Origin of the sequence: Actinomadura luzonensis (assembly GCF_022664455.2) — a bacterium.
Lineage (GTDB): Bacteria > Actinomycetota > Actinomycetes > Streptosporangiales > Streptosporangiaceae > Nonomuraea > Nonomuraea luzonensis.
On the sequence record NZ_JAKRKC020000002.1, the window covers coordinates 2401788 to 2425885 of the forward strand.

Below are 24098 nucleotides of genomic sequence, written 5' to 3' on the forward strand. Positions count from 1 at the left end.
GTCGAAATGTTTGCGACATGCCGCGTGGCACGCCAATTTAGATTTCGACTATGTGGCTGTCAAGAGCGGCGCAATGCGACTGCTCTCTATTCGAACAGGGGATGAGTAAAGTACGCTGGCGCGGCGCTTAGCTGCTCTTCTGGAGTCGAGGAGGTCTCGCTCACGGGTCGCTGACGACGTCGAAACATTTCGAAAAGCTCACGCTGGAAGTCTCTGCGAAGGAGAGCATCAGATGACGGCTGTGGATCGGACGCCCGCGGTGGACGGTGTTCTCCGTCCGTGGCAGAACCCTGGCCTGCCCGTGGCCGACCGGGTCGAGGCCCTCCTTGCCGAGATGACGCTCGAAGAGAAGATCGGACAGCTCGGCAGCCGCTGGGTCGGCAACGACATGCAGGCCGAGCCGCCCGCGGAGGACGCGCCCGACAGCGAGGGCGCGCTCAACGTCGCCCCCATGCAGGACGTCTTCGCCGCCTCCGGCACCGTCCCCTTCGAGGAGGCGATCAGGCACGGCCTCGGCCACCTGACCCGCGTCCACGGCAGCGCCCCCGTCACGCCCGCCGAGGGCGCCGCCGAGGTGGTCCGGCTCCAGCGGCAGGTGATGGCCGCCTCCCGCTTCGGCATCCCGGCGATCGTGCACGAGGAGTGCCTGACCGGGTTCACCGCCTACGGCGCGACCGTCTACCCGGCCGCCATCGCCTGGGGCGCCACCTTCGACCCCGAGCTGGTCGAGCGCATGGCCGCGGCGATCGGGCGCGACATGGCGGCCGTCGGCGTCCACCAGGGCCTGTCGCCCGTGCTCGACGTGGTGCGCGACTACCGGTGGGGGCGCGTCGAGGAGACGATGGGCGAGGACCCGTACCTCGTCTCGATGCTCGGCGCCGCCTACGTGCGCGGCCTGGAGAGCGCCGGGATCATCGCCACCCTCAAGCACTTCGCCGGCTACTCCGCCTCCCGCGCGGCCCGCAACCACGGCCCCGTCCCCATGGGGCGGCGCGAGCTGATGGACATGATCCTGCCCGCCTTCGAGACCGCGATCGCGCTCGGCGGGGCCCGCTCGGTGATGAACTCCTACTCCGACGTGGACGGCGTCCCCGCCGGGGCCGACCCCTGGCTGCTCACCGAGGTCCTGCGCGACGACTGGGGCTTCACCGGCACCGTCGTCTCCGACTACTGGGCGGTCCCGTTCCTCGCCACCATGCACCGCGTCGCCGCGGACACCGACGAGGCCGGCGCGCTGGCCCTCGCCGCCGGGATCGACGTCGAGCTGCCCGACACCCTCGGCTTCGGGCAGCGGCTCGCCGACCGGGTGCGCCGCGGCGAGCTGCCCGAGGAGCTGATCGACCGGGCCGCGCGCCGGCTGCTCACCCAGAAGGCGCAGCTCGGGCTGCTCGACGCGGACTGGACCCCGGAGCTGTCCGTGGCCGGGGCCGCCGCCGTCGACCTCGACGCGCCGGGCAACCGGGCCCTCGCCCGCGAGCTGGCCGAGCGCTCCGTCGTCCTGCTGGACGCCGGCGCCGCCCTGCCGCTGACCGGCGAGGGCCGGGCGGCGCCGCGGCGGGTGGCCGTCGTCGGGCCGTGCGCCGACGACCCGCGCACGTTCATGGGCTGCTACGCCTTCCCCAACCACGTGCTGCCCCGCCACCCCGGCCTCGGCCTGGGCGTCGAGGCGCCGAGCCTGCTCGACGCGCTCCGCGCCGAGCTGCCGGACAGCGAGATCACCCACCAGCGGGGCTGCGACGTGCAGGGCGACCGCTCCGGCTTCGCCGCCGCGCTCGCCGCCGCCCGCGACGCCGACCTGTGCGTGGTGGCCGTCGGCGACCTCGCCGGGCTGTTCGGCCACGGCACGTCGGGGGAGGGCTGCGACGCCGACGACCTGCGGCTGCCCGGCGTGCAGGAGGACCTGGTGACCGAGCTGGCCGCCACCGGCACACCGGTCGTCGTGGTCGTCGTCTCCGGCCGGCCGTACGCGCTCGGCCGGGTGCACGCGGCCGCCGCCGGGCTCGTGCAGGCGTTCATGCCGGGCGAGGAGGGCGGCGCGGCCGTCGCGGGCGTGCTGTCCGGCCGGGTCCAGCCGTCCGGACGGCTGCCGGTGCAGATCCCGCGCGGGCACGGCGGGCAGCCGGGCACCTACCTGCAACCGCCGCTCGGGGCCGACAGCCACGGCATCAGCAACCTCGACCCGACGCCGCTGTTCCCGTTCGGGTACGGCGCCTCGTACACCGCCTTCGACGTCACCGACCTGCGCCTCAGCGACGCCGAGGTGCCGACCGACGGCGAGTTCACCGCGAGCGTCCTGGTGCGCAACACCGGCGGCCGGGCCGGCGACGAGGTCGTCCAGCTCTACCTGCACGACGTGCTCGCCCAGGTGACCCGGCCGGTGCGGCAGCTCACCGGGTTCGCCCGGGTGCGGCTGGAGCCCGGGGCCGCGGCCCGCGTCACCTTCCGGGTGCACGCCGACCGCACCGCCTTCACCGGACGCGACCTGAGGCGCATCGTGGAGCCCGGGGACGTCGAGGTGCTCGCCGGCACGTCCGCCGCCGACCTGCCGTGCCGCGGCGTGGTCCGGCTGACCGGCCCGGTCCGGGCCGTCGGCCACGACCGGCGCCTCGACACTCCCGTCTCCGTGCAGCATCAGGAGGGACCTCAGGAGGGAATCGATGCCGAACGGTCCTAGACGAGCCACCCTGGCCACGGTCGCGGCCTCCGCCGGCGTGTCGGTCGCGACCGTGTCCAAGGTGCTCAACGGGCGCAGCGACGTCGCTCCGGCGACCCGCTCGCTGGTCGAGTCGCTGCTGCGGCAGCACGACTACGTGGCGCCCGCGCTCGCGCCGCGCCGCGGGGAGGGCCCCGGGACCGACACCGTCGAGGTGCAGTTCGACGCGGACATCAACGCGTACTCCAACGAGATCATCCAGGGTCTCGTGGACACCGGGGCCGAGCTGGGCGTCGGCGTCGTCGTCGGCATCAGGAGGGGCGCCGCCCGGTCCGGCTCCTGGGCGCGCGACCTGGTCGCCGCCGGCCGGCGGGCGCTGATCGCCGTCACCAGCCAGCTCACCGGCGGCCAGCTCACCGCGCTGTCGCGGGCCCGCCTGCCGCTGGTCGTCATCGACCCGCTCAACCTGCCGCGCGCCCGCGTGACCAGCATCGGCTCGACGAACTTCGCCGGCGGCCTGAGCGCCACCCAGCACCTGCTCTCGCTCGGCCACCGCCGCATCGCCTACATCGGCGGCCCGGCCACCGCCGCCTGCAACCAGGCGCGGCTGCACGGCTACCGCGCCGCGATGGAGGCCGAGGGCGCGCCCGTCCTGCCCGGATACACAAGCTTCGGCCACTTCCGCTACCGGGACGGGCTGGAGTACGGCGCCGCCGTGCTCGACCTGCCCGAACCGCCCACCGCGATCTTCGTCGGCTGCGACGAGGCCGCGCTCGGCGTCATGGAGGCCGCCCGCGCGCGCGGCCTGCGCATCCCGGAGGACCTCAGCATCGTCGGCTTCGACGACACCCAGATCGCCCGGATCGCCTCGCCGCCGCTGACCACCGTCCGCCAGCCGCTGCGCGAGATGGGCGGCGTCGCGCTGCGCACCGCGCTGCGCCTCGCGGCCGGCGAGCCCATCGACTCCCATCACGTCGAGCTGGCCACCGAGCTGATCGTGCGCGGCTCGACGGCGGAGGTGACCTGCTCACGGCATGCCTGAGAGGCGTCCCGGCCGGGTAGGACCCCGATGATCGGGGAGGGGGCGCCATGCGGGGCGAGGGGGGCCCGGGCGGCGACGCCGCGGACGGCGGTGCCGCGGACGGCGGTGCCGCGGACGGCGGTGCCGCGGACGGCGGTGCCGCGGACGGCGGTGCCGCGGACGGCGGTGCCGCGGACGGCGGTGAGCGCGGTGCTGACGGCCCGGGCGACGAGGGGCTGCTGGGCGGCCTGCTGCGCGACGGCCAGCTGGCCGCGCTTGAGGACCTGCCCGGCCTGGTCGGCGCGCACGCCGACCAGGCCGGGCTCGCGCACGCCATGCTGTACGTGGCCGACCTCCAGCAGCAGTTCCTGCTGCCGCTGCCGGGGCAGCGCGACGAGACCGGCGCGCCGCTCGACCGGATCGCCATCGACACCACCATTCCCGGGCTGGCCTTCCGCGGCATGGAGCCGGTCCAGGGCCGCACCGCCACCGCCGCCGGCGACCCCGCCGACCCCTGCCCCGGCCCCCTGCCCGGCCCCTCCGCCGGATCCTCCGCCGGGTCCTCCGCCGAGGAGGGGCCGCGCCGGCTGTGGGTGCCGCTGCTCAACGGCACCGAGCGGCTCGGCGTCCTCGGCGTGATCGTGCCGCACGCCGGCCCCGACGTGCTCGCCCGCGTCACCCGGCTCGCCGGCCTGGTCACCCTGCTCGTGCAGAGCAAGCGGCCCTTCAGCGACGTCTACGCCCAGCTTGTCCGCACCCGCCCGATGGCGCTGTCGGCCGAGGTGCTGTGGAACCTGATGCCCGGCGCCACCTTCGCCAACGACCGCGTCGTGGTCAGCGCCGCGCTGGAGCCCGCGTACGAGGTGGGCGGCGACGCCTTCGACTTCGCGCTCAACGGCGACGTGCTCCGGCTGTCGATCTTCGACGCGATGGGCCACGACACCTCGGCCGGGCTCACCGCGACCATCGCCGTCGGCTGCTGGCGCAAGCACCGCCGCGAGGGCGCCGACGTGCTGGCCGCCGGCGACGCCGTGGACGACGCCATCGCCGGCCAGTTCGCCACCACGCGCTTCGCCACCGGCATCCTCGCCGACCTCGACACCCGTACGGGCTGGCTGGTGTGGGCCAACCGGGGCCACCCCCCGCCCGTGGTGCTGCGCCGCGGCCAGCTCGTCGCCACCCTCGACGCCGGCTCGGGCACCCCGATGGGGCTCGGCCTCGGCGTGCCCACCGAGCTGGGCCGCTACCAGCTCGAACCCGGCGACCGGCTGCTCCTCTACACCGACGGCGTGATCGAGGCCCAGGACCCGCACGGCGAGCTGTTCGGGCTCGACCGCTTCATCGACTTCGTCATCAAGCGGGAGGCCGACGGCGTGTCCGCGCCCGAGACCCTGCGCCGCCTGATCAACACGATCCTCGACCACCAGCGCGGCTGGCTCCAGGACGACGCCACGGTCCTGCTCGTCGAGTGGTGCGCCCAGCCCCAGCACACCTCCTGACCTGCCCCTCCGCCACGGCAGGATGGTGACGAACCGGAGAGATCGGGCGGCCCGCGGAGGCGACCGCCTGGGGCGGTCGCGCCCTGCCCGGATGGTCGCGCCCTGCCCGGATGGTCGCGCCCTGCCCGGATGGCCGCACCCTGCCCGGATGGCCGGGCGCCGGCCGGACGGCGGCGCCGTGGCCTTCGCCTGCCCTGCTGCCCCACTGCCGCATCGGCCGGTCCCGCCACGCCCCGCGACCTCGGCGAGAGCGCCGTGGTCGTGCTCGGCCCCCCGCCCACCGCTCGCGCTTCGGCCGCACCACCGCCCCGCGTCACCTCCGGTACGCCGCCGGGTGAGGGGATTTGACCGGCAACGCCCGGCTGCTGGCAAGCTTGGGGCGTGCGTGTTCTGCTGCTCGGTCCGTTCGAAGTGCGCGACGAGGACGGGCGTCCCGTCGAGATCCCCGGCGCCCGGCTGCGGGCGCTGACCGCCCGGCTCGCCCTCGAACCCGGCCGGGTGGTGCCGGTGGACGTGCTCATCGACGCCATCTGGGGCGAGCGGGCGCCGGCCGGCAGCGCCAACGCCCTGCAGTCGCTGGTGTCGCGGACCCGGCGGCTGATCGGGCACGCCGCCATCGAGTCGCACCCCGCCGGGTACCGGCTCGTGGCCGGGCCGGACGACGTGGACGCCGTGCGTTTCGAGCGGCTGGTCGCGGCCGGCGGGCTCGCGGCGCTGCGGGAGGCGGAGGGGCTGTGGCGGGGGAGCGCGCTCACCGACCTCGCCGGGTCGCCGTTCGCCGGGCCGGTCGCCGTCCGGCTGGAGGACCTGCGGCTGTCGGCGGCCGAGGACCGGCTGGAGCTGGAGCTCGCGGCGGGCGCCGACGTGCTGGCCGAGCTGGCGCCGCTCGCCGCCGCCCACCCGCTGCGCGAACGCCTCCAAGGGCTGCACATGCGGGCCCTGTACGCGGCCGGGCGGCAGGCGGAGGCGCTGGAGGTGTACGAGCGCACCCGGCGCACGCTGGACGCCGAGCTGGGCGTGGATCCCTCGGCCGCGCTGGCCGCCCTGCATCTGTCCATTCTCCGGCACGACCTGGAGACGCGCCCCGGGCCGGCCCGGCCGCCGCGCCCCGCCCCCTCCCGCCGGACCAACCTGCGGGCCCAGGTCACCAGCTTCGTCGGACGGGAGCGGGAGCTGGCGGAGGTGGAGGCGGCGCTGCGCGCGGGGCGGCTGGTCACGATCGTGGGGGCGGGCGGCGCGGGCAAGACCCGCCTGGCCTTGGAGGCCGCCCACCGCGCCGCCGCCGGCCCAGCGCCCGCCGCCGCCTCAGAGCCCGCCGCCGTGCCGGGGAACGCCGCCGTGCCGGGGAACGCCGCCGTGCCGGGGAACGCCGCCGTGCCGGGGAACGCCGCCGTGCCGGGGAACGCCGCCGTGCCGGGAACGCCGCCGTGCCGGAGCGCGCCATCGCGCCGGAGCGCGCCACCGTGCCGGAGCGCGCCACCGTGCCGGAGCGCGCCGCCGACCCGGGGATCGCCGCCGGGGGCGAGCCCGATGACGTCGTGTGGCTGGCCGAGCTGGCCGCCGTGACCGACCCCGCCGACGTGCCGCACGCCGTGCTCGCCGCGGTCGGGCCCAGGGACGGCGGCTGGTTCGAGTCCGCCGACGCCGGGCCCGGGCCGGGTGACGCGATCGCGAAGCTGGTCGAGGCGTTCACCGGCCGCCGCGCGCTGCTGGTGCTCGACAACTGCGAGCACGTGGTCGGCGAGGCCGCGCGGCTGGCTGACCGGCTCCTCGGCGCCTGCCCCGACCTGCGCATCCTGGCGACCAGCCGGGAGTCGCTGGCCGTGGCGGGGGAGACGTTGTACCCGATCCCGTCCCTGGCCTGGCCGGGGGACGACCCGGCGGCGGACGTCCGCGCCTACCCGGCCGTGCGGCTGTTCGCCGAGCGCGCCGCCGCCGTACGCCCCGGCTTCGTCGTGGACGAGGGCAACGCGGACGCGGTCGTCGAGATCTGCCGGCGGCTGGACGGCATGCCGCTGGCCCTCGAACTGGCCGCCGCCCGGATGCGGGCGCTGACCGCCGAGCAGATCGCCGCCCGCCTGGACGACCGGTTCCGACTGCTCAGCAGCGGCAGCCGCACGGCGCTGCCCCGGCACCGGACGTTGCAGGCGGTCGTGGACTGGAGCTGGGAGCTGCTGTCGGAGGACGAACGCGAGCTGGCGATGCGGCTCGCCGTCTTCCCGGGCGGCGCCACGCTGGAGGCGCTGGAGGAGGTCGGCGGCCTCGACCCCGGCGACGTGCTGGACGTGTTGTCGGGCCTGGTGGACAAGTCCCTGGCCGAGCCGGTCGGCGACCGCTACCGCATGCAGGAGACCGTGCGCTCGTACGGCATGGCCCGGCTGGCCGCCGAGGGCCGCGACCGCGACGTGCGCGACCGGCACGCCCGCCACTTCCTGCGCCTGGCCGAGACCGCCGACCCGGGGCTGCGTACGGCCGATCAGCTCCGCTGGCTGGCCCGGCTGCGGGACGACCACGACAACGTCGTCGCCGCCCTCCGGCACGCCGCCGAGACGGGGGACGCCGAGCTGGGCGTGCGGCTGGTCGCGGCCGTCTGGTGGTTCTGGTACCTGCGGGGCATGCGCGCCGAGGGCATGCACTGGGCGCGGGGCGTCCTGGAGCTCGACCGGGAGGTGCCCGAGGCGCAGCGGTCGGCGTCGCTGGTGCTGCGCGGGCTGGCCAGGCAGGAGCGGGGCGAGCGGGAGCGGGCGCGGCGGGACGTGCTCGCCGGCCTCGCCCTCCGCGACCGCCTGCTCACCGCCGCCCAGCCCACCGCTGCCGAGTCCGCTGCCGAGTCCGCCGCCGAGTCCGCCGCCGAGCCCGCTGCCGAGTCCGCCGCCGAGTCCGCCGCCGAGTCCGCCGCCGAGTCCGCCGCCCTGCCCGCCGCGGCCGAGGCCGACGCCGGTGAACCCTCCGACGCCGGTGCACCCTCCGACGGGCCGGGCGGCGGATCCGATCGCGAGGTCGTCTCCGGGAGCGTGCTGCTGCTGGTGGCGCCCGTGCTGCTGGACGACGAGGCGGAGGCCGCGCGGGCCGCCGGACGCGTCCTGCCGCTGCTGACCGGCTGGGAGCGGGCGCTGGCGCTGCTCATGATGGGGATGCTGGCCGAGAGCGAGGGCGACGTCGGCCGGGCGTTCACGCTGATGAGCGAGGCCCGCGAGCGCCTGGAGGCCCTGGGGGAGCGGTGGGCGCTGTCGGCCGTGCTGCGGACGCTGGCCGAGCACCACGCGCTCCGCGGCGACCTGGCGGCCTCGATCGAGGCGCGGTCGCGGGCGCTGCGGCTGACCGGCGAGCTCGACATGCTGGAGGACCAGGCCGAGATCCTGGCGAAGCTGGCGGTCGCGTACGCGCGGGCGGGGGAGCCGGAGCGGGCCCGGGCGTCCGTGGCCGCAGCCTGGGAGCGGGTGGAGCGGATGCGGCGGCGCGAGGGCGTCGAGTACATCCGGCTGGCGCACGCCGAGGTGCTGCTGCGCGCCGGTGACCGCGCGGGCGCGCTGGCCGAGCTGGCCGCCGCCGAGCAGGCCGCGACCTTGCCCCATCTGCGGGCGTGGACGGCGTGCTGGCGCGCGACGGCCGCGCTCACCGGCGCTCCGGGCGAGCACGCGTACGGCGAGGCCGAGGGGCTGCTCGCCGCGGCCGTCGAGCTGGGGATCGCGGCCGGGGACATGCCGACCCTGGCGGCGATCGCGCACGTCCAGGCCGCGCTCGCCCTGGACCGGGACGCGCCCGCCGAGGCGGCCCGCCGGCTCGGCGCCGCGACCGCGCTGCGCGGCACCGAGGACCTGAGCGGCTTCGACGGCCTCCTGCGCCCGGCCGAGCGCGCCCGCGCCCGGCTCGGTGACGCGGCCTACGAGGCGGCTTACGCGGCCGGCGCGGCTCTGGCCCGCGACGCCGCGGTCAAGACCGTCCGCGCCCCGCTGCCCACCCCCTGACCAGCGCCCGAGGGGCGGCCTGGCGCGAAGCGGACCGGGTGTCACCAGGACGGGGGCCCGGTCGCTATCGGTGGCCGATGACCTTGCGGGCCGCGTCCAGCTCGGCCTCGCGGGCGCGCCGGAAGCGGTCGAAGGCGTCGCGGTGGGCGGCGATGGCGCGGAGCTGGACGGCCTCGTCGGCGGCGGACCAGGTGGCGACCAGGCCCGTGGCCCGCTTGCAGCCGACGTCGGCCGTGGCGGCGGCGAGCTCTCCCGGCCCGGCCTGAGGGTAGCGCGACCAGGCCGGGTCGGCGGCGGCGTCGAGGGGCGTGCGGTAGCCGAATCCGCGGGCCTTCATGCACCTGCTCCAGGCGTCGAACGCCGCGACCACGGCGGGGACCCGCTGGGAGGCCGCGAAGGTGTCGCCGATGAAGCCGTTCAGCCACTGCTGGTCGAGCGCCGGGACGCCGGCCGCCAGCCGGGTGCGGGCGGTCTGCCGGCAGCCGCCCTGGCCGTCGTCGCCGTAGGCCGCGCGCCGCTGGGCGGGCGGCAGCGTCTCCCGCCGCCGCCACACCTGCTCGCGCGCCCGCTGGTCGGCGGCGAGGGGCGGCAGGTGGTAGCCGTAGCGGGCGGCGACCTCGGGCTCGATCACGCCGTACCGCCTGCGGTGCAGCGGGTCGGTGTCGACGCGCGCGGGCGGCGGCAGCAGCTCCCAGTCGAGGCCGGCGCCGCGCATGCACGCGCGGGTGAGCAGGTCTTCCGCGTACTCGACGGTCTGGATGTCGAGGCGGGAGAGGGTGTAGGCGTCGAGGGGGAAGCGGAGGGCGCGGGCCTCCGCGCTCACCTCGGGTGGCTGCCCGGCCGGTGCGGCGGCCTGCCGCGGGTGCGCGCACCCGGCGGCGAGGAGCACCAGGACGAGAGCCGCCCAGCGGGCAGGAGAAGCGGGACGGCGGCGGGCGCGCCTTCGGGAGAAGAAGCCGATCGGCACAGTCCCTCCTCGCCTCGCGCGGGGCGATGCCGTCCCGCTGTCTCTCAGATCACGAAACGGACGGAGCTGGCCACGTTGTCGAAGTTGGACGGGTTGTGGCTGTTGTGGGTCAGGTCGCTGTCGACGGAGTGGGCGAGCGCGGAGTAGGCGGCGCCGGTGTAGTTGGCGTCGGAGTACATCACCGCGCGCTGGTCGCCCTGGTTCCGGAACGAGCTGATGTTGTCGTTGATGCTGGCCCCGCTGCCCGGCCAGTAGTTGTTGATGAAGTTGGAGTCGTTGGCCGAGAGCTGCGCGGAGCGGCCCTTGAAGTCGTCGTGCTCGTAGACGAGGAGCCAGCGGGCCGCCCGCGCCTGCGCGTCCGCCGGGGACGCCGCCACGAGCAGCCCGGCGATCCCGAGCACCGCGGCGCCGACGGCCGTGCCTGACCTGAACTTCATACGCACTCCCTGGGGACGAGGCTGGTCCTGGCAACCCAGAGTAGCATCACGAACGCGCAAAGTAATGCTATGAGGCCGGGCCGGTGGGGCGGCGGCGGTTCCACGAGTCGGTGATGTGCCGGCGCATGGCCGCGGCCGCCGCGTCGGGGTCGCCCGCCGCGATGGCGTCGCTGATCGCCCGGTGCTCGTCCAGGGTGCGGCGCATGACGGCCTCGTTGTACTCGCCGTGGTAGCGCATGCTGGTGCGGGCCTTGTCGTGGATGCTGTTGACGATGGCCCTGCCGAGCCGGTTGCGGGACGCGGCCATGATCATGTCGTGGAAGCGCACGTCGGCCGCGCCGAAGTCGGGGGCCGAGTGCAGGCTGGCCCGCATCGCGCCCAGCTCGGCGGCGATCCGGGCGTCGTCGTCGGCGGTGTGGGCGAGAGCCGCCGCGGCCGCCATGTCGGCCTCCAGCGCGGTGCGGACCGACACCAGCTCGTCCAGGAACGTCACGTTCTCGTCGTGCGCGATCACCGAGGTGAGCACCACGTCGTCGAGCAGGTTCCACTGGCGCGGGTCGGTGACCTGGGTGCCGCGCCCGTGCTCGATGCGGACCAGGCCCTTCTCCTGGACGACCTTCACCGACTCGCGGATCACGGTGCGGCTGACGCCGAACTCGGCGCACAGGTCGGCCTCGGGCGGCAGCGCCGTGCCGGGGGCGAGCACGCCGCGGACGATGTCGTCCACCAGCTGCTCGACCACGGTGGTGCCCAGCTTGGCGGGCCGGGCGCGCCGCCGCCGAGGGGGCTCGGCTGCGGGCGTCGCCGCAGGTGGTGCGTGTTGGGTCAACGTGCCCTCCGGAGCACAGCCGGTCACGATCGCGGACCGCCCTGATTATAGGCGTTGTGCCAGACGTCACACGTATGATGTCATATCCGGAAACGCGGCGTTCACATACCCAGCAATTCCGCCTGCACCGAGGACATCCCATGAGACGACGCAGCCAGGCCCTCCTCGCAGCCCTGGTCCTTTCCGCCGTCGCGGCCTGCGGGCCGCCGCCCGGCCCGGCCAGGACGGCCACCACCGCCACGAACTCGCAGGCCGGTTCCCCCTACGGCTTCGCCCCCGCTCCGCAGAAGGACGGCAAGCTCGTCGTCTGGGTCGACTCCACCCGGCTGGACGCCGCCAAGGCCTACCAGGCCGCGCACCCGGACGTGCAGCTCGACATCGTCACCTACGACGGCAACGCCAACGGCTCGGGCACGCTCAAGACCAAGGTCCAGCTCTTCAACCGGGCCGGCGAGGGGTGGCCCGACGTGGTGTTCACCACCGACAACAACACCGCCTCCTGGGCCTCCCAGGGCGACGACGCCTTCGTGGCCCCGCTCAGCAAGGGGCTGGTCGACCAGGCCACGCTGGACGGCTTCGCCAAGGGCGCGCTCGACGTGTGCACGGTGGGCGGCGTCGTCTACTGCCTGCGCAACGACCTGGCCCAGGTGGTGCTCTGGTACGACAAGAAGCTGTTCGACGAGTTCGGCTACACCGTCCCGAAGACCTGGGAGGAGTACCAGGCGCTGGCCGGCAAGGTCGCCGCCGAGCACCCCGGCTACCTCGTCGGCACGGCCGGCGACGCCTGGGCGCCCGAGATCTACATGTGGGGCGCGCAGTGCCCGGCCAACCAGGTCACCGGCGCCAAGGCGATCACCGTCAAGGCCACCGACCCCGCCTGCGTCCGCGCCGCCCGCATGATCGACAAGCTGGTCGCCAACAAGACGATGTCGATGCTGCCGCTCTTCGGCCCCGACTTCGCCAAGAACCAGGGCGACAAGGTCCTCATGCTGCCCGGCCCCGCCTGGTACGGCGGCGCGGTCTTCCAGGGCGCGCTCAAGACCCCGAAGGGCCGGCTCGCGGTCGGCGACGCGCTGCACTGGGCCGACCAGAACCCGCCCGTCACCGGCAACGTCGGCGGCGGCACCTGGTGGCTGTCGCGGCACACCGCCCGCCTCGACGCCGCCAAGGACTTCCTGACCTGGGTCGCCACCGCCGACGCCTACCAGGTCGACAAGTCGCCCGGCTACCCCGCCTACGCCTCCGCCGCGGCCAAGTGGATCGCCAAGCAGCAGGACAGCGGCTACTACGCGGGCGACATCGCCGCCCCGATCACCGCCGCGGCCGGCCAGGTCTGGCCCGGATGGGGCTCGCCCGAGTTCAGCCAGGAGTCGATCTGGGCCAAGACCGTCATCCCCGGCCAGACCGCCGGCAAGACCGTCGAGTCGCTGCTGCCGGAGTGGCAGACCGCCATCGAGCGGCAGGCTCAGGTGTTCGGCTACCAGGTCGCCAGATGACCGCACCCGTGATCAGCGCCGCCGCCGCGCCCGCCAGGAGCCGCTCGCGCTCCTGGCGGCCGGCGGCGGGGCACGTCTTCGTCTCCGGGTACGTCGTCCTGCTGGTCGCCTTCGGCATCGTGCCGACGGTGTACGCGCTCAACCTGGCCTTCACCGACTCGGGCGGGCGCTTCGCGGGCCTGGACAACTTCGTCCGCACCGCCCAGGACTACCGGTTCCTGGCCGCCGTTGGGCACGTCGGCACGTACCTGGTGCTCTGGCTGGTCATGCTCGCCGTGCTGGTCCTGGTGCTGGCGCTGCTGGTGCACCGGCTGACGGCGGCCTGGTCGCGGGCCACGCTCCGGTTCGTCTACTACGTGCCGGGCGCGCTGGCCGGCGCCTCCAGCGTGCTGCTGTGGCTGTTCATGCTGGACCCGTCCGTCAGCCCGGTGGACGGCATCGTGCGCGCGCTGTGGGGCTCGACGTTCGTGGCCGTGGTCGCGCCCGGCCACCTGCCGTGGATCTTCACCGTCATCGCGTTCTGGACCGGCGCGGGCGGCTGGATCGTCGTCATGTACGGCGCGCTCAACGGCATCCCGCACGAGATCATCGAGGCCGCCCGCGTGGACGGCGCCGGCCCGGTCCGCACCGCGCTGCGCGTGCAGCTCCCGATGCTGCGCAAGTGGATCGTGTACATGCTGATCCTGTCGCTGGCGGCCGGCACCCAGCTCTTCGTCGAGCCGCAGCTCATCTCCCAGGCCAGCTTCGGCGTCGTCGGCACCGACTACTCGCTCAACCAGCTCGCCTACCTGTACGCCTTCGACCAGAACGACTTCAACGGCTCGGCCGCGATCGCGATCGACCTGCTCGTCGTGGCGGTCTGCTGCGCCGGGTTCTTCGTGGCGAAGGGCGGCCTGTTCGATGCGGATTAGCCTGCTGGTCAAGGGCCTGGTCGCGGTCGTGCTGGCGGCGTTCGCGCTGTTCTTCGCGCTGCCGATGGTGTGGCTGGTGCTCGCCTCCACCAAGAGCCCGGCCGGGCTCGTCCGCGACAACCCGCTCGCGCCCGGCTCGCTCGGCACGCTCCTGGACAACTGGCGCCACCTCATGGACTTCCAGGATGGCGCGGTGGCCACCTGGATGGGCAACTCGGTGCTGTACGCCGCGCTCGCGGTGGTGCTGACGCTGCTGGTGAGCGTCCCGGCCGGCTACGCCCTCGCCCTGATGAGCTTCGCCGGCCGCCGCCTGCTGCTGATCATCACCCTGGTGGTGATGCTGATGCCGGCCACCGCCCTGGTGCTGCCGATCTTCCTGGAGCTCAGCTACGTGGGGCTGGTCAACACCACCGCCTCGGTGGTGCTGCCGATGTCGTTCTTCCCGTTCGGCGTGTACCTGACCTACATCTACTTCTCCACCAGCGTGCCCGCCTCGCTGCTCGACTCGGCGCGGCTGGACGGCTGCGGCGAGACCGCCACGTTCGCGCGGGTGGCGCTGCCCCTCGCCAAGCCGGTCGTCGCGCTGGTCGGCTTCTTCAGCTTCACCCAGAACTGGAACAACTTCTTCCTGCCGTACGTGATGCTGCCGAACAGCGACCACTACCCGATGCAGGTCGGCCTGACCCAGATGCTGGCCGCCACCCCGACCTTCAACCCCGTCGTCGGCGCCGCCGCCGAGGTGCAGCCGCCGGAGCTGGTGCTCGCCACCCTGCTGTCGATCACCCCGGTGCTGCTCGTCTTCCTGTTCTCGCAACGTTTCCTGGTCGCCGGGCTGACCGCCGGCGCGACCAAGGGCTGATCCCGTGAGGAGTTCCATGGCCAAGGTGACGGCCAGCGTCCCCGTCCTCGACCCGCCCGCCTGGGCGCTGGCCCAGCGTGCGCTGCTCGACCTGCTCGACGAGGGACGGCGGCTGTTCTCCTCCCGCTACACCGAGCCCGACGGGTCGCTGCGCTACACCGGCCGGCTGTCCTCGCGCGACGGCGCCGACGACTTCTTCGAGCCGTTCTTCAACTGGCCGCAGCTCTACCTGCTGGGCGGCGCGGACGACCTGCTGGAAGTTTGCGCCCGGCACTGGCACGGCGTGACGGCCCAGATGACCGCGCTCGGCATGTTCGCCGACGAGTTCGAGATCGGCTACGACTGGTTCCACCAGGGCGAGAGCCTGCTGTTCACGTACTTCCTGACCGCCGCCGACCCGGCCGCCTGGACGGAGCGCGCCCGGCGCTTCGCCGACCTCTACCTCGACCCGGCCAAGGGCAACTACGACCCCGGGCGGCGGATCATCAAGGCCCCGCACAACGGCAGCCGGGGCGCGCGGGAAGGCGTCGCCGACTCGCCCGCGTACCCGTGGACCGAGGCCGAGGCCGCCCAGTACGGCTACCCGCTGGACTGGCTGCTGCCGCCCGGCACACCCGTCCCGCCGCTCGCCGAGGACCCCCGGCTCGGGGCCGAGATGCAGCGGCGGCTCGGCAGGGGCGACGCCGTCGGCAACCTGAGCGTGGCCGGGCTGGTCGCCAACGCCTACCTGGCGACCGGGGAGGAGCGCTACGCCGCCTGGCTGCGCGACTACGTCGGGGCCTGGCGGCGCCGCGCCGAGGACAACGGCGGGATCGTCCCCGACAACGTCGGGCCCGACGGCGTCGTCGGCAGCCTGCTCGACGGCCGCTGGTACGGCGGCCACTACGGCTGGAGCTGGCCGCACGGCCTCTACAGCATCGGCCAGGCGGCGGCCGCCGGCGCGCTCAGCGCCGCCCTCGCCACCGGCGACGACGGCTACCTCGGCTTCGTCCGCAGCACCCTGGACGCCGTCATCGAGCGCGGCGTCAAGCTGCCCTTCGACGAGTGCGACTCGGCCAACCAGGGCCGCTGGCGCGCCCACCTCGGCCCCGACGTCGCCGTCCCGACGCTGCTGGTGCCCTACCGGCACAGCGACAAGGGCTGGTTCGACCACAACCCGATCCAGACGTCGGTGCCGCTCGCGCTGTGGCACCACACCGGCGCCCCCGAGGACCGGGCCAGGCTCGACACGCTGCGTGCCGCCGCCGGCTACGACTGGGCGACCGTCCGGCCCTTCCGCGACAAGGAGGAGGCCGGGCACGAGGAGCCCTGGTACGCCTACCTGCGCGGCGACAACCCCGACTACCCTGAGCGCATCCTGGCCGCCGCGCACGCCCAGGCCCGCCGCCGCGTCGCGCTGCTGCTCGCCAACGCCGGCCGTGACCTGCCGGAGGAGGACATCCACCTCTGGCAGAACGTCAACCCGGTGGTCACCGAGGCACTCGTCCAGCTCATGTGGGGCGGCCCCCAGGTGATCTACAACGGCGGCCTCCAGCAGGCCCGGGTCCGCTACTTCGACGCCCGGCGGCGCCGCCCCGGCGTGCCGGACCAGGTGGCGGCGCTGGTCAGCGCGATCGAGCCGGAGGCCACCGTCGTCACGCTGGTCAACCTGTCGGCCACCGAGGACCGCACGATCGTGGTGCAGGGCGGCGCGTTCGGCGAGCACGAGATCGTCACCGCGACCGCGACCGGCCTCGACCCCGCCGCGCCCGCCTGGACCGGCCGCCACACCGAGTACGTGCACCACGAGCCGGCCGTCGCCGCCGCCGAGCACCCGGTGGGCGGGCCGCACCTGACCGTGGAGCTGCCGGCCGGCACCACGGTCACGCTCACCCTGCGCCTGCGGCTGCGCGCCCGCCGGCCGTCCTACCGCGCGCCGTGGGAGGTCAGCGAGAGCTCCATCTGACCTCGTACGGCTTGAGCTCGAACGTCTTGCCGTCCACCTCCGTGGCGACCCGGGAGTTCGCGGTGTTGACCAGCAGCAGCTGCTGCGGCTGGGCCAGCACCCGGACCTTCGGGTCGGAGGAGGAGACGTCGTCCAGCTTCGCCCCCGCGGGGAACCACTTCACGAACTCGCCGATGAGCTTCTCGGAGGCCAGCGGCTGCCCGGTGCGCGGGTCCCACAGGCAGCCCTTGCAGGCGCGGTCCTTGGTCTGCGGGTTCCAGAACAGCGCGGTGGCGGCGCCGCTCCGCACGAACTCCATCATCGAGGCCGCCTGCACGGCCAGCCGCTTGCCCTCCGGCCAGACCGTGCCGTCCTCGGGCTCGAAGTACCACTCCGACCACCAGACCGGCAGGTTGCCGGTCTTCTGGCGCAGCCACGTCGTGACCGCGCTGAACTTGCTCAGCGCGCCGAACTCGTCGGGCAGCAGCTCGTGGGCGTCGGTCGGGGAGGCGCCGTCCACGACGACGAAGTCGGCGCCCTTCTTGTGCTCGAACCAGTAGTCGAAGGCGTCCAGGACGTTCTGGTTGATCACTCCCCAGTCGCCGCGCAGCTCCGAGCGGCCGCTCCTGTTGCTGTCGAAGCCGAGGTAGGGGCCGCCGACCTTGGCGTCGGGGCGGACCGCCTTCACCGCGTCGTAGACCTTGTTGTAGAGCTGCGTGTAGCCCTTGTAGTCGGCGGGCCTGGAGTGGTTCGGCCAGAAGCCCTTGAACTCGTTCCACACCATGAAGTACTGGACGTCGCGGTAACGCTCGGCGACCGTGGCGGCCAGCTTGGCGAAGTCGTCGTAGTGCTCGGGGTAGGGGGCGTCCTCCAGGTGCGCCTCCCAACCCTCCTGCGAGGTCGGGCCCTCGGGGCCGCCCTTCATCCAGTCGGGGGCGCAGCACAGGGTGAGGATCTGGGTGCCGCCGGACTCCTTCATGAAGTTCGTCCGGCTGTCCAGGTCCTCCCAGAAGTAGTCGTTGCGCGAGGGCTGCGGGTTGAGCGCGCCAAAGCCCATGATGTGCTGGTTCTGCAGCATGGGGGTCCGGGAGAGCGACTCGGCGACGGTCCGTTCGAAGGCGGGGGTGATGTTGTTGGCGCTGACGCCCGTGTGGGTGAAGCCCCAGCGCGGCCAGTCAGGGTCGACGGCGGGCGGCGCGGCGGCGTCGCCGGACGCCTCTGTAGGCGGCGCGGACCCCGTGGCGGCCGGCCCGCCCGGCTCGGCGGTGGCGCCGTCCGGGCCGCCGGAGGCCGCCGCGCAGCCTGCGACGACCATCGCCAGCGTGGCCACGGCGATCGCCCGGACCGGCCGTCCCCATTTCGTGTTCCCGCTGTCCGCTGACACTGAGATCCACCCGTTTCCGATGTTCCGTCTGGTTGTGAGCATGGCACGGGCGGCCGCCCGTGCGAGGATCCGGAACCCGATCGCCGGCCAACGCTACCCCCGATAGGTTGGCGAGCCGTGTCCACTAGATCACGGTTATGGTGGGCCGCCGCGCTGCTGCTCGCCGCCGGCGGCTTCGTTCTGTCGGTCACGCTGGGCGACGCGGGCTTCTTCTTCTACGGGCCCGCACTGTACTGCCCGGGCAGGGAGCTGTCGGGCGAGCCGCGCTCCCTGTTCTGGAACACCTTCGGGTGGCTGCCGCCCCTGTGGTCGCCGGCGGTCGCGGTGGCGGCGGCCTGCTTCCTGCACTGGCTCGGCCTGCGGCGCGGCCGGCCGGTGCCCGGCCGGGCGGCCGCGCGGGTGCTGGCGGCCGGGCTGCTGCTCTACCTGCCCGAGCCGCTGGGCTTCGCCTTCGACATGGTGTACGACCCCGGCTGCCTGGACCGGTGGTACGGGGCGCGGGGCGCGTTCGTCCTGCTGACGCCGATGGTGCCCACGGTGCTGTCCGCCTGCTGCGTCCTGGCCGCCGTCCGGCGCCGCTGAGCGGGGCGTCACGGCCGGACCCGCAGGTCGGCGAACAGGGCGCGGTGGTCGGAGCCCGGGACGTCGTGGATCCGCACCGCGACCGCGCCCGCGCGTCCGTCGGTCAGCACGTGGTCGATGGCCACCAGCGGCGGGAACCGGCGCATCGGCCAGGTCGGGACGAGCCCTTCGCCGGTCGCCGCCGCCGCGTCGGTGTAGCCGGTGCCGAGCAGGTCGCGGAGGACCGCGTGGTCCAGCGTCGCGTTGAAGTCGCCGGCCAGCACGCGCGGCGGGCCGGACGCGGGCGCGGGCGGCAGCGTCGCCACGCCGTCGTGCCACTCGGGCACGGTCGAGGGCACGGGCGCGACCGGGTGCACGACCACCACCTCGACCGCCTGGCCGCCGGGCAGCGACACCTCGGCCACCGGCATGTGGTGCCCGACCGGCCGGAAGAGGCCGGTGCGCTCGCGCAGCGGGTAGCGGGCGTACAGGCCGCTGCCCTCGGGGCCCCACACCTCCGGCCTGGTCACCTGGTACGGCAGCAGGCTCTCCAGCCCGGCCGCCTTCAGCCGCCCGCGTTCGGAGTAGGTGAGCTCCTGCAGGCTGAGCACGTCCACGTCGTGGCTGCGCACCAGGCCGACGATCGTGGCGGCGTCGCCGCGCCCGCCGTTGAGGTTCGCGGTCAGCAGCCGGAGCGGCCGCCCCTGCGCCGGCTCGGCCGACGCGATCGCGCGCGGGGCCACGCACCACGCCAGGCACGCGCACACGGCCAGCAGGATCGCGACGGCCGCCCGGCTGCGGAGCAAGGCCGCCGGCACGAGCGTCAGCGCCGCGGCGAGCGCGAAGTACGGGGTGAAGGAGACCAGCGGCACCAGCAGCGCGCCCGTCTCCAGGCCGCCCAGCCGCACGGCCGTGCCCGCCGCGAACACCACGGAGGCCGCCACGACCAGCCGGGACGCCCAGCGCCGCCACCGCCTGGGACGGGGCGCGGCGCCCGGCGCCGGCGCTCCGGCGACCTCTTCCATCAGCACGGAGACGCACTCTAGGCGGTATTCATGAAATTTCTATGATAGTGGGAAAGCCTGGTACGGATGGTGTTTTCGCGCCGGACGGGGCGCGGGCCCGGATCCGCTCCGGGCCCGCGCGCCCGGTCAGTAGCAGTACCAGGAGAAGGCGTTGCGCTCGTCGTGGAACTGGGCGTGCGCCAGGCCCGGGCCGTGGTGCCAGCGGCAGGCGTCGTGCATGTTGATGCCGTGCATGGTGCCGTCCACGCCGACGCACCGCCAGCTCCAGACCGACTTCGGGTCCTGCGCCACCGAGTTGAGGTGGCCGAGGCTCTGGCAGTACGCGTGCAGCCGGTCCAGGCCGGGCTGCCCGGCCGCCTGCGCCGGGGCCGCGGCCGTCGCGAGGGCGGCGAGGCCGAGCGCGGCGGTCAGCCCGGCGGTCAGCGCGGTGGCGGCGAAGGCGGCCCTGGCGGTACGGGCGGGGCGGCGCGGGGTGGTGGGTGCGTTCATGGTGGTCCTCCTGTCGGGAGCGGCCCGGGCGGCCGCTGCGACCAGTGAAGCGGGCGGGCCGGGCTGTCCAACAGCAGGTCGGACGGACGCGGACGGACTCGTCCGAGGTCGTCCGGACGCCGCCAGCCGACGCGGACGCGGGCCCGGACGCGGGCCCGGACGTCGGTCCGAACCTGGGCCCAGCCCGGTCATCGCGTCCGGCGGTCCTCCGCGCGGGGCGGGTAGGCGAAGGTCTGGAAGTGCGCCCAGCCCTGCCGGGCGTTGCGGTAGCCGTGCGCGGCCTCGTCGGCGGTGTGGGCGGGGCCGACGTCCAGGCGGTCGGCGCGCCTCCAGACGCCGCCGAGCCGGTGCTCGACGACGTACAGGAACTCGTTGAAGCCCAGGGACGAGGACAGGAACCGGTTGACGACGGTCAGCGAGGCGCGGCCGGCGGTCAGGGCCGGGGGCAGCTCGACCACCTGGTCACGCCACTTGTAGGTGTCGTCGCCGGGCAGCGGGCGCCACAGGGCCGCCGGGTTGCCGTCCACCTCGACGAGCGCGCACTGCCTGGCCACGCCCGCGTCCAGGCGGCGGATCAGCCGCACGCCGGTGTTGGCGGGATCGACGCTCACCGTGAACCGGCTCCAGCCGCCCGGGCCGAACGCGCGGCCGTCGTCGGTGAGCACCAGCCCCGGATCCGCGACCCCCGCCGCCCCCGCCACCGCCGCCCGGGCCGCGGGAGCCGACGCCGCCCGGCGGCCGATCAGGACGCCGAACGGCACGGCGAGGACCAGCACGCCCAGCACGGCGGTCAGCACGGCGCCGCCCCGCCGCCGCACGGGTCCGGCCCCGCGCGCCGGCGCACCCCCGGCGCTCCCCGCCTGGCCGGAGCCCGTCCCACCGCCGGCCGCCCCATCGGAGCCACCCGTCACCCCGCCGGCGCCGTCCGCCGCCCCACCGCCGTCACGGTCCTCAGCGGGCGTGACGGGACCGCCCGGCGAAGGATCGCCGGGCTGGGGAGGGCCCGCCAGGGCGGGCGTGCGGGTGACGCGCACGCGCTCCCACGCCCGCTCCCAGGCGGGCAGCTCGTCGGCGGGCAGCCGGCAGGCCCGCAGGAACGCCACCATCACCGCCTTCTTGGGGAAGCGCCGGCCGGCGAGCATGTCGGCGCAGGTGGCGCGCGGCAGCCGGGCCCCGCCCGCCCGCTCGGCCCTGGCCTGCAGCTCCCGCAGGGACGCGTCCGACCGGACGAACTGCCGGTGCAGCAGCCGGACCAGCTCCTCGTGGCAGGTCACCGCGTCCGGCCCGGCGTCGTCCAGGTGCGCGCTCATGCTCCTCCTCGACCTCGCAGCCGCCGCGCTTGCGTGACTGACAGCGTACAAAGAGGAGCACTGGGTGACCGCCCGTCTGTGAGGTAACGCGGCGTGACGCTACAGGGCCGCCCGGGTCAGGGGAGGCGGGTGCGGCCGGGGGCCGGCGCCGGGTCGTCGGCGGGGTCGCGGAAGGCGCACGTGAACACGTGCTCCCCCGACCCCACCGTGACCGGCCCCTCCACCGCGCCGTCCCCCGAGCCGTCGCCCGTCTCGGTGTCCGACGGCAGGTGGACGGTGGCCGTGGCGTTCGGGGGCACGACCACGCGCAGCTCCAGCCGCCCGCCGGCGCGCGACCAGCCGGCCTCCGCCCGCCCGTACGGCGTGTCGAGCGTGGCCCGCGCCCGCGACAGCCCGCCCCCGGGCCGGGGCCGCACCACCAGCTCCCGGTAGCCGGGCGCGCCCGGCGCGAGCCCGGCCACGGTGCGGTGCAGGAAGTCGGCGACCGCCCCCAGCGCGTAGTGGTTGAAGGACGTCATCTCGCCCGGGTTGATCGACCCGTCGGGCAGCATGCTGTCCCATCGCTCCCAGATGGTGGTCGCCCCCATCGTCACCGGGTACAGCCACGACGGGCAGTTGCGCTGCGTCAGCAGCCCGTACAGGGTGTCGTAGGCGCCCACCGAGGCCAGGGCGTCGCAGATCAGCGGGGTGCCGACGAACCCGGTGCCGATCCGGTGGTCGTCCTCGGCGACCAGCTCGGCGAGCCGCCGGCCGGCGCGCTCGCGCTGCCCGGGCCCGTCCAGCAGGTCGAAGCAGAGGGCGAGGGCGTAGGCGGTCTGGGTGTCGCAGGCCAGCCGCCCCGACGGGGTGACGAACTCGCGGCGGAAGGCGGCCCGCACCCGCTCGGCCAGCTCGCGGTGCCGGGCGGCGTCGGCGTCGCGGCCGAGCAGGGCGGCGGCGTCCGCCACGATCCGCGCCGACCAGGCGTGGTACGCGGTCGCGACCAGCGCGTGGTCGGTGCGGGCGCGGCCCGGGTCGTCCGGCGGCGCGGCCGGGTCGAGCCAGTCGCCGAACTGGAAGCCCTCGTCCCACAGGTGGTCCTCGCCGGCGAGCCCGGCCACCTCCTCCACCCAGGCCGCCATGCTCGGGTACTGCCGGCCCAGCAGCCCGAGGTCGCCGGTGCGCTGGTACAGCAGCCACGGGACGAGCACCGCCGCGTCGCCCCACGCCGCCGTCGGCTGCGGCGGGAACAGCAGCGGCACCCACGGCACGTACGGCGGCACGGTGCCGAGCTCGCCCTGCTCGGCGGCCAGGTCGGCGAGCCAGGAGGACAGCGGCCCGGCGCAGTCGTAGAGGAACGCGGCGGCCGGGGCGAAGACCTGGATGTCGCCGGTCCAGCCGAGCCGCTCGTCGCGCTGCGGGCAGTCGGTGGGCAGGTCGACGTAGTTGCCGCGCATGCTCCACCGGACGTTGTCGTGCAGCCGGTTGAGCAGCGGCTCGGAGCAGTCGAAGTCGCCGGTGGGCCGCATGTCGGTGTGGCAGACGACCGCCACGACGTCGAGCGGGCCGCCGGGCCAGCCGTCGATCTGGGCGTAGCGGAAGCCGTGGGTGGTGAAGCGCGGCTCGTAGGTCTCCGGCTCGGCGTCGCCGCGCAGCGTGTACTGGTCGGTGGCGGCGGCGTTGCGCAGCGGGCGCAGGGCGAGCGCGCCGTCCTCCAGGACCTCGGCGTGGCGCAGCGTGACGGTGTGCCCGGCGGGGCCCTGGACGCGGATGCGCAGCCGGCCGGCGAGGTTCTGGCCGAAGTCGAGGATCGTCTCGCCGGACGGCCCGGTCAGCACCTCCGCCGGTGACAACGTCTCGGTGCGGCGCACGGGCGGGCCGGTGGGCGCGACCAGCAGGGCGGGGTCGTGGGCGAGGACGTCGGCCGGTCGCCAGGCGGAGTCGTCGAAGCCGGGCGAGGACCAGCCGGCCGGCTCCAGGCGGGCGTCGTGCTTCTCGCCGTCGTACAGGCTGGCCGCGGTGACCGGGCCGGGGGCGCAGCGCCAGGAGCCGTCGGTGACCACGGTCTCCGTGGTGCCGTCCGCGTAGGTGACCTCCAGCTGGGCGATGAGCGCCGTGCGGTCGCCGTACAGGTCGGTCTTGCCCGCGTGGAAGCCGACGCGGCCCCGGTACCAGCCGTCGGCCAGGGTCGCGCCGACCGCGTTCGCGCCCTCGCTGAGCAGCGCGGTCACGTCGTGGGTGCGGTAGCGCAGGCGGTGGCCGTAGCTGGTCCAGCCGGGGGCGAGCACGTCGTCGCCGACGACCTGGCCGTTCAGCTCGATCTCGTACAGGCCGTGCGCGGTGACGTACAGGCGGGCCGAGGCGACCGGGCCGCGCAGGGCGAAGTCGCGGCGCAGCAGCAGCGCGGGGCCGTCGGGCCCGCCCAGCAGCTCGGGCGGCGGCGCGGCGGCCCCCGCCTGCCAGTCGCCGGGCTCCAGCAGCCCGGTCTCCACCTCCGACCACGGGCTCCAGTCGCCGGCCGAGCCGTCGCGGCCGTGCACCCGGACGCGGACCGTGCGCCGCTCGCGCGAGCCGAGCGGCGCGAAGGGCCACGCCACGAGCACCGAGTCGGCGGACTCGACGCGGCCGGTGGCGGTGCCGTCGCCGAGCTCGATCTCGTACGCCTGCTGGATCCAGCCAGGGACGTCCGTGGTGACGGTCCAGGACAGGCGCGGCTCGGGTTCGCCGATGCCGATGGGGTCGCGGTGGTGCTCGAACGTGGGGGCGGAAACGTGCAAAGAGGTCAT

At 75.0% G+C, this 24098-nt stretch carries 18 protein-coding genes; 10 read left to right on the forward strand and 8 right to left on the reverse strand.

Features of this window, described 5'->3' with window-relative positions; translation table 11 throughout:
* Nucleotides 1–232 precede the first annotated feature (232 nt).
* The 5 genes from MF672_RS41515 to MF672_RS52540 all read left to right on the forward strand — a co-directional run bounded on the left by MF672_RS41515 (nucleotide 233) and on the right by MF672_RS52540 (nucleotide 9141).
* Nucleotides 233–2674: a beta-xylosidase/alpha-l-arabinosidase gene (locus tag MF672_RS41515; protein ID WP_242383553.1), complete on the forward strand. Its 2442-nt coding sequence runs from the start codon at nucleotides 233–235 to the stop codon at nucleotides 2672–2674.
* Nucleotides 2658–3695: a LacI family DNA-binding transcriptional regulator gene (locus MF672_RS41520; protein WP_242383552.1), complete on the forward strand. Its 1038-nt coding sequence runs from the start codon at nucleotides 2658–2660 to the stop codon at nucleotides 3693–3695. Before MF672_RS41515 ends, MF672_RS41520 begins: the two co-directional genes overlap by 17 nt.
* A gap of 47 nt (nucleotides 3696–3742) precedes the next feature.
* Complete coding sequence (locus MF672_RS41525) at nucleotides 3743–5173, forward strand: PP2C family protein-serine/threonine phosphatase (RefSeq protein ID WP_247815690.1); 1431 nt, start codon at nucleotides 3743–3745, stop codon at nucleotides 5171–5173.
* A gap of 381 nt (nucleotides 5174–5554) precedes the next feature.
* Nucleotides 5555–6739: an AfsR/SARP family transcriptional regulator gene (locus MF672_RS51630; protein ID WP_302893364.1), complete on the forward strand. Its 1185-nt coding sequence runs from the start codon at nucleotides 5555–5557 to the stop codon at nucleotides 6737–6739.
* 635 nt (nucleotides 6740–7374) lie between these two features.
* Complete coding sequence (locus tag MF672_RS52540) at nucleotides 7375–9141, forward strand: ATP-binding protein (RefSeq protein WP_507161387.1); 1767 nt, start codon at nucleotides 7375–7377, stop codon at nucleotides 9139–9141.
* 64 nt (nucleotides 9142–9205) lie between these two features.
* On the opposite strand, the gene MF672_RS41540 is transcribed toward MF672_RS52540, so the two are convergent.
* The 3 genes from MF672_RS41540 to MF672_RS41550 all read right to left on the reverse strand — a co-directional run bounded on the left by MF672_RS41540 (nucleotide 9206) and on the right by MF672_RS41550 (nucleotide 11374).
* Nucleotides 9206–10108 carry a hypothetical protein gene (locus MF672_RS41540; RefSeq protein WP_242382851.1) on the reverse strand — a complete coding sequence of 301 codons (903 nt, stop codon included), beginning with the start codon at nucleotides 10106–10108 and terminating at the stop codon, nucleotides 9206–9208.
* Nucleotides 10109–10152: 44 nt separating this feature from the next.
* A complete protein-coding gene (locus MF672_RS41545; RefSeq protein WP_242382853.1) occupies nucleotides 10153–10545 on the reverse strand; it encodes a peptidase inhibitor family I36 protein in 393 nt (130 codons plus the stop codon).
* A 67-nt stretch (nucleotides 10546–10612) separates the two neighbouring features.
* Nucleotides 10613–11374: a FadR/GntR family transcriptional regulator gene (locus MF672_RS41550; protein WP_242382854.1), complete on the reverse strand. Its 762-nt coding sequence runs from the start codon at nucleotides 11372–11374 to the stop codon at nucleotides 10613–10615.
* Between the two features lie 140 nt (nucleotides 11375–11514).
* On the opposite strand from MF672_RS41550, the gene MF672_RS41555 reads away from it, so the two are divergent.
* From MF672_RS41555 to MF672_RS41570, 4 genes are read left to right on the forward strand one after another with little or no spacing between them, the layout of a single operon-like run.
* Nucleotides 11515–12870 carry an ABC transporter substrate-binding protein gene (locus MF672_RS41555; protein WP_242382856.1) on the forward strand — a complete coding sequence of 452 codons (1356 nt, stop codon included), beginning with the start codon at nucleotides 11515–11517 and terminating at the stop codon, nucleotides 12868–12870.
* The gene (locus MF672_RS41560) at nucleotides 12867–13781 is read left to right on the forward strand and encodes a carbohydrate ABC transporter permease (RefSeq protein ID WP_242382858.1); all 915 of its coding nucleotides are present in this window, start codon (nucleotides 12867–12869) and stop codon (nucleotides 13779–13781) included. Before MF672_RS41555 ends, MF672_RS41560 begins: the two co-directional genes overlap by 4 nt.
* Nucleotides 13771–14640, forward strand: coding sequence for a carbohydrate ABC transporter permease (locus MF672_RS41565; protein ID WP_242382860.1), 870 nt, complete (start codon nucleotides 13771–13773; stop codon nucleotides 14638–14640). Before MF672_RS41560 ends, MF672_RS41565 begins: the two co-directional genes overlap by 11 nt.
* A gap of 16 nt (nucleotides 14641–14656) precedes the next feature.
* Nucleotides 14657–16585 carry a DUF8034 domain-containing protein gene (locus MF672_RS41570; protein WP_242382862.1) on the forward strand — a complete coding sequence of 643 codons (1929 nt, stop codon included), beginning with the start codon at nucleotides 14657–14659 and terminating at the stop codon, nucleotides 16583–16585.
* Here MF672_RS41570 and MF672_RS41575 read toward each other — a convergent pair.
* Entirely contained in the window at nucleotides 16566–17948 is a 1383-nt protein-coding gene (locus MF672_RS41575; RefSeq protein ID WP_242382864.1) for a xylan 1,4-beta-xylosidase, read from the reverse strand. The genes MF672_RS41570 and MF672_RS41575 overlap by 20 nt on opposite strands.
* Before the next feature lie 117 nt (nucleotides 17949–18065).
* On the opposite strand from MF672_RS41575, the gene MF672_RS41580 reads away from it, so the two are divergent.
* The gene (locus MF672_RS41580) at nucleotides 18066–18530 is read left to right on the forward strand and encodes a hypothetical protein (RefSeq protein ID WP_242382866.1); all 465 of its coding nucleotides are present in this window, start codon (nucleotides 18066–18068) and stop codon (nucleotides 18528–18530) included.
* An 8-nt stretch (nucleotides 18531–18538) separates the two neighbouring features.
* On the opposite strand, the gene MF672_RS41585 is transcribed toward MF672_RS41580, so the two are convergent.
* The 4 genes from MF672_RS41585 to MF672_RS41600 form a co-directional block, all read right to left on the reverse strand.
* Nucleotides 18539–19534, reverse strand: a complete 996-nt coding sequence (locus MF672_RS41585) for an endonuclease/exonuclease/phosphatase family protein (RefSeq protein WP_242382872.1) — start codon at nucleotides 19532–19534, stop codon at nucleotides 18539–18541.
* A gap of 126 nt (nucleotides 19535–19660) precedes the next feature.
* Nucleotides 19661–20023 (reverse strand): hypothetical protein, encoded by a 363-nt coding sequence (locus MF672_RS41590; RefSeq protein WP_242382868.1) that lies wholly within the window; start codon nucleotides 20021–20023, stop codon nucleotides 19661–19663.
* A gap of 188 nt (nucleotides 20024–20211) precedes the next feature.
* Nucleotides 20212–21333, reverse strand: coding sequence for a hypothetical protein (locus tag MF672_RS41595; protein ID WP_247815691.1), 1122 nt, complete (start codon nucleotides 21331–21333; stop codon nucleotides 20212–20214).
* A gap of 116 nt (nucleotides 21334–21449) precedes the next feature.
* Nucleotides 21450–24098: a family 78 glycoside hydrolase catalytic domain gene (locus MF672_RS41600; protein WP_242382643.1), complete on the reverse strand. Its 2649-nt coding sequence runs from the start codon at nucleotides 24096–24098 to the stop codon at nucleotides 21450–21452.